The 4,763-nt window shown below is 73.2% G+C and carries 4 protein-coding genes and 1 pseudogene; 3 read left to right on the top strand and 2 right to left on the bottom strand.

From position 1 onward, the window contains the following. Positions 1-533: 533 nt before the first annotated feature. Entirely contained in the window at positions 534-1,247 is a 714-nt protein-coding gene (locus GA0115240_RS32820) for an SDR family NAD(P)-dependent oxidoreductase (protein ID WP_093742453.1), read from the top strand. Between the two features lie 124 nt (positions 1,248-1,371). Continuing rightward, positions 1,372-1,743: an SgcJ/EcaC family oxidoreductase gene (locus GA0115240_RS32815; protein WP_093742451.1), complete on the top strand. Its 372-nt coding sequence runs from the start codon at positions 1,372-1,374 to the stop codon at positions 1,741-1,743. Positions 1,744-1,862: 119 nt separating this feature from the next. Here GA0115240_RS32815 and GA0115240_RS32810 read toward each other — a convergent pair whose 3' ends face one another. Next, a complete protein-coding gene (locus tag GA0115240_RS32810; protein ID WP_093742449.1) occupies positions 1,863-2,459 on the bottom strand; it encodes a TetR/AcrR family transcriptional regulator in 597 nt (198 codons plus the stop codon). Positions 2,460-2,650: 191 nt separating this feature from the next. On the opposite strand from GA0115240_RS32810, the gene GA0115240_RS32805 reads away from it, so the two are divergent. After that, the gene (locus GA0115240_RS32805) at positions 2,651-3,745 is read left to right on the top strand and encodes an ABC transporter ATP-binding protein (protein ID WP_370673401.1); all 1,095 of its coding nucleotides are present in this window, start codon (positions 2,651-2,653) and stop codon (positions 3,743-3,745) included. Here the strand turns inward: GA0115240_RS32805 and GA0115240_RS36470 are convergent. Then, positions 3,632-4,763 (bottom strand): annotated as a pseudogene (locus tag GA0115240_RS36470) (hypothetical protein); the annotation flags it as partial. The gene GA0115240_RS32805 and the pseudogene GA0115240_RS36470 overlap by 114 nt on opposite strands.

Raw genomic sequence — 4,763 nt, 5'->3', positions numbered from 1 at the left:
CCCGGCACCGCCAAGTCCCCCCGCCGGACCCACCCGCCGTTTCCCCCGGGGCTCATCGCCGGACCTGCGGCGAGTGGGGGGCCGGCCGCGCAGTTCCCCGCGCCCCTTCAGGGCGCTACTTCCGCCACCCCGGGCAGCATCCCCCACCCATGCGAGCGCCCAGGATGGGCCCCGACCCCCGGGTCCCCCGGCCCGGATCCACCCGCCGCGTCTGCGCGGCTCGTCACCGGACCTCCCGCGAGTGCGGGACTGGCCGCGCAGTTCCCCGCGCCCCCTTCGGGGCGCCGATCCCGCTGCCCCGGCGTCCGCCAAGTCCCCCGGCCGCGTCCGGGCGGCAACTCACCGACCTGCCCCCAGTGGGCGCGCCCCGCTGGGAGGCTGCGGCTCGCAGCAGGGAGGAAACGGGTCCTGGGGACCGGCTCGTTGCCCATTGCCTGCTAATCGACCGGTCGTCTACTGTCCAATAGTCGACCGGTCGGCTAGGAATCGGTCGGAGCACATCACCCCCCTTCCGGAATGTGGGAGAGATCAGCATGAGCACTCAGGGTCAGAAGGTCGCGGTCATAACCGGCGCGTCGCAGGGCATTGGCGCCGGTGTGGTCGACGCCTACCGCAAGCTCGGCTATGGCGTTGTCGCCACCTCGCGCAGCATTGGCGAGTCGCAGGACCGGGGCGTTGTCGCCGTCCAGGGGGACATCGCCGACCCCGCTACGGCCGAGCGCGTGATCGCGGCCGGGCTGGAGCGGTTCGGCCGGATCGACACCGTGGTGAACAACGCGGGCCTCTTCGTCGCCAAGCCCTTCACCGACTACACCGAGGACGAGTACGCCACCGTGCTCGGGGTGAATCTCGCCGGGTTCTTCCGCGTCACCCGGCTGGCCGTCCCGCACATGCTCGCGCAGGGCGGCGGCCATATCGTCAGCATCACCACCAGCCTGGTCGACCACGCCAACTCCAACGTCCCCTCGGTACTGGCCTCGCTGACCAAGGGCGGCCTGCAGTCGGCCACCAAGTCCCTGGCCATCGAGTACGCCACCCGGGGCATCCGCGCCAACGCCGTCTCCCCGGGCACCATCAAGACCCCCATGCACCCCGAGGAGACCCACGAGGTACTCGCCGGGCTGCACCCGGTCGGCCGCATGGGCGAGGTGAGTGACATCGTCGACGCGGTGGTCTACCTGGAGACGGCACCGTTCGTCACCGGCGCGATCCTGCACGTCGACGGCGGTATGAGCGCCGGCCACTGACCAGGAGCCGCACCCGGCTCGGCCCGCTCGGCCCGCTCGGCCCGCTCAGCCGGCTCACCGGGCCCAGCCGGTACCCCCGGACCTGACCTCCGACACCCCGACGCACCACGGCAGGAGAATCCCGATGAACAGCACGACCGACGGCGAAGTGGTCCTTCGCGGCGTCCTGGACCGGTGGAAAGCGGCCGTCGACGCCCACGAGCCGGAGGAGGCCGCCGCCCAGTTCACCGAAGACGCGATCTTCCAGGGGCTGCACCCGTACAGCGTCGGGCGCCAGGGCGTGGCCGCCTACTACGCCTCCCAGCCGCCCGGGCTGACCGCGGACTACCGGATCCTGGAAACCCGGCTCCTCGCCGACGACCTGGTGCTCGGCTACCTGGAGGTGGACTTCTCCTTCACCGACCGGCCCACGCTCGGGGTGCGTCTCGGCGTGCTGGTGCGACGCGGGGAAGACCGGTGGTACATCAGCCACTACCAGGTCTCGCGGGTCGACTAGGGCCGCCGGCCGACGCCGCCCGCCGACGACTGCCCGGTGCCGTACCGAAGGGTCCGTGCGGACGGCGGTACGGCGCCGGCAGGCGGGGACCGGCACGGGCGGACCGGGTGCCGCGATCCCTACTGCGGCGCGGGCCACATCGCCCGTACGGCGTCAGGCACGCCGGCCACCACCGACGGGTCGAGGACGGCCAGTTGGAGGAGGTAACCGGGCAGAATCGAGAGCAGGGTGGTGGCGATCGCCTCGGCGGTCACCTCGTCCGGCAGTTCGCCGCGGCCCTGGTGCTCGCGGACCACGGCGACGAGGGCGGTCCGCATCCGGGTGAGGAGTTCGTCGATCTTCCCGGCCAGTGAGCGGTTGCGCATGGCCTCGGCCCAGACCAGGACGGTGAGCCCGGCCAGATCCCGTTCCGCTGACCTGGCCCGCACGACCTCGAGGGTCTCCGCCAGGACCGCGCCGACGGAGCGGCCGGGCTCACGCTCGGCGACGGTCAGCGCCACCTGGAGGACGGCCCGCAGGTTCTCCTCGGCGATGGCGAGGATCATCTCGTCCTTGCTGGCGAAGTGCCGGTACACCGCACCCGCCGAGAGTCCGGACTCGGCGAACAGGTCCTGCATGGACGTCGAGTGGAATCCGTCGCGAAGAAAGCAGCGCCGGGCCGCGTCCAGGATCTCCTCGCGCCGGGCGTCCATGTACTGCTGGGTGACCTTCGGCATGGGCTCATCCTATCCAGGAATAAAAATGATCGTTCGTCTCGCTCCCCCCTCGCCGGACCAGTCGGTCCGGGCCCCCGCCGGGCGCCCCCGCGCACTACCCTGGCCGCTGGCCGGCACGGTCACGGGCCGGCACGGCGTCCAAGCGCGTCCAAGCGCATCCAGTCGCATCCAGTCGCAGCAAGGGGGACCGCGTGGCAGTTCACGACGGCACGGGCGGGGCACCGGACCTCGACCTGCTGCGGCGGCGGGCGGCCGCGGCCGGGGTGCGGGAGCGCGACGAGGGGCTGGTCGTCTGCGAGAACCTGGTGCGGATCTACCAGACCGAGGGCGTCGAGGTGCAGGCCCTGCAGGGCCTCGATCTGGCCGTGGCCCAGGGCGAGATGATCGCGGTGATCGGGGCCTCCGGCTCCGGCAAGTCCACCCTGCTGGGCATACTCTCCGGCCAGGACGTGCCCACCGCGGGATCCGCCGAGGTCGCCGGACACGACCTGCTGGCGATGAAGCGCCGCGAACGGCTCGGCTACCGGCGTACCACCGTCGGCTTCGTCCTGCAGCAGACCGCCCGCAACCTGCTGCCGTACCTCACCGCGGCCGAGAACGTCATGCTGCCGATGACGTACACGGGGATCAAGCGCTCCCGGCGCCGGGCCCGGGCCGAGGAACTGCTCGGCCTGCTCGGCGTCGGCCAGTGCCGGGACCGCACCCCCGACGCGCTCTCCGGCGGCGAGCAGCAGCGGGTCGCCATCGCCGTCGCCAACGCCAACGAGCCCCAAGTGCTGTTCGCCGACGAGCCCACCGGTGAACTCGACACCGCCACCAGCGACGAGGTCTTCGCCGCGCTGCGCCGGGCCAACGAGGACCTGGGTGTGACCGTCGTCGTCGTCACCCACGACGCGCTGGTGTCCGAGCAGGTCCAGCGCACGGTGCGGATCCGCAACGGCCGCACCTCGACCGAGGTGCTGCGGCGGGTCGTCACCGACGAGGCCGGCGTGGAGGCGCTCACCGCCGAGGAGTACGCGGTACTGGACCGCAACGGTCGGCTGCAACTGCCGGGCGAGTTCACCGAGCGGCTGCACATGCGCAAGCGGGTGCGGCTGGCCCTGGAGTCCGATCACATCGGCGTATGGCCCGACGCGGCGGGCGCGCGGACCGCGGACCGGACGCCCGGGCGGTCAGCTGAGGCGGAGTACGGCGCCCAGGCGGCGCCTGCGGGCGAGGACGGTCTCGGTGGCCGCGGTGGCGATGATCAGCACGGTCATGCCGATGACGAGGGCGACGGTCAATGAGTAGTCGGTCCGCAGGGCCGGTTGCGCGGGTCCGCCGGTGAACTGGCGCAAGTCCAGGGCCTGGGTCATCAGCCGCGGTTCGAGCAGGCCCAGCAGCGTGCCGCCCACGGCCGCCGCCACCGCGAGCGGGAGCAGTTGCAGGAAGTGCACCGCGCCGGCTTCCCTGCCGCCCAGCCCGAGCGTGCGCAGGAACGAGGTGGTGCGGCCGCGCTCGTGGGAGGTGAGGATCAGTTCCAGGGCGACCGCGAGCAGTCCGAAGAGGGCGGCCAGGGCCGAGCCGGTCGCGTAGACGGTGCCGAGTCCCCGGCGCAGGCCGTCCGCGCGCAGCGTGCTCAGCGTCTCGGACCGGGTGCGGATCCGCGCCAGGGGTCCCAGTTCCTTGGCCGCCGCCGACCGCAGTGCCGCGGCGGTGACGGGGGTGGGTCCGCGGCCCCGCAGGAGCAGGACGGTGCTTCCGGAGGACTGCTGCGGCAGCAGGTGCTCGGCGGAGGCGGTGGTGATCAGCATCGGCGTGCCGGACGCGATCTGCGCCGTGACCGGCCCGAGGAGAGGGTCGCGCAGGTCCGTGGCGGTGAGGGTGCGGACCGGATGGAGGGTCAGGCGCACGGGGGGACGACCGGCGGCCAGCACGCTGGCGGTGAAGCCGCCGGTGCGCTCGCTCGCGCGCAGGGCCGGGGACAGGAAGACCGGCAGGGGGACGTCGGCGCCGGCCGGCGTTGCCGGCGGGGCGGTCAGCCCGGACAGCAGGGCGCGGGCCAGCGTCGAGTCCGGGGCGATGGCGGTCAGTTGCCGGGGATCCACGGTGATCACGGCGACCGCGGAGATCACCGCGCCGTCGGCCTGGCCCACCAGATCGAGCGAGTGCAGGTGCTGGACGGCCGTCCGGATCCCGGTGCCGCCGGCCGGCGGGACGGCCGCGGTGGCGGCCGGGGAAGTGCTGCTCCCGGCGACGGTCGCGCACGCGTCGGCGCCGGTGCTCCAGGCCGCGCCGACGGCCAGGCCGTCGCCGACCGTGCGC

This window comes from Streptomyces sp. DvalAA-14 (assembly GCF_900091855.1).
GTDB lineage: Bacteria > Actinomycetota > Actinomycetes > Streptomycetales > Streptomycetaceae > Actinacidiphila.
The sequence above is the reverse complement of the archived record's forward strand: the minus strand, read 5'-3'. Positions and strand labels throughout refer to the sequence as shown.

Coding starts and splice junctions, on each gene's coding strand:
- GA0115240_RS32820 (WP_093742453.1), top strand. CDS start 534: ATGAGCACTCAGGGTCAGAAGGTCGCGGTCATAACCGGCGCGTCGCAG.
- GA0115240_RS32815 (WP_093742451.1), top strand. CDS start 1,372: ATGAACAGCACGACCGACGGCGAAGTGGTCCTTCGCGGCGTCCTGGAC.
- GA0115240_RS32810 (WP_093742449.1), bottom strand. CDS start 2,459: ATGCCGAAGGTCACCCAGCAGTACATGGACGCCCGGCGCGAGGAGATC.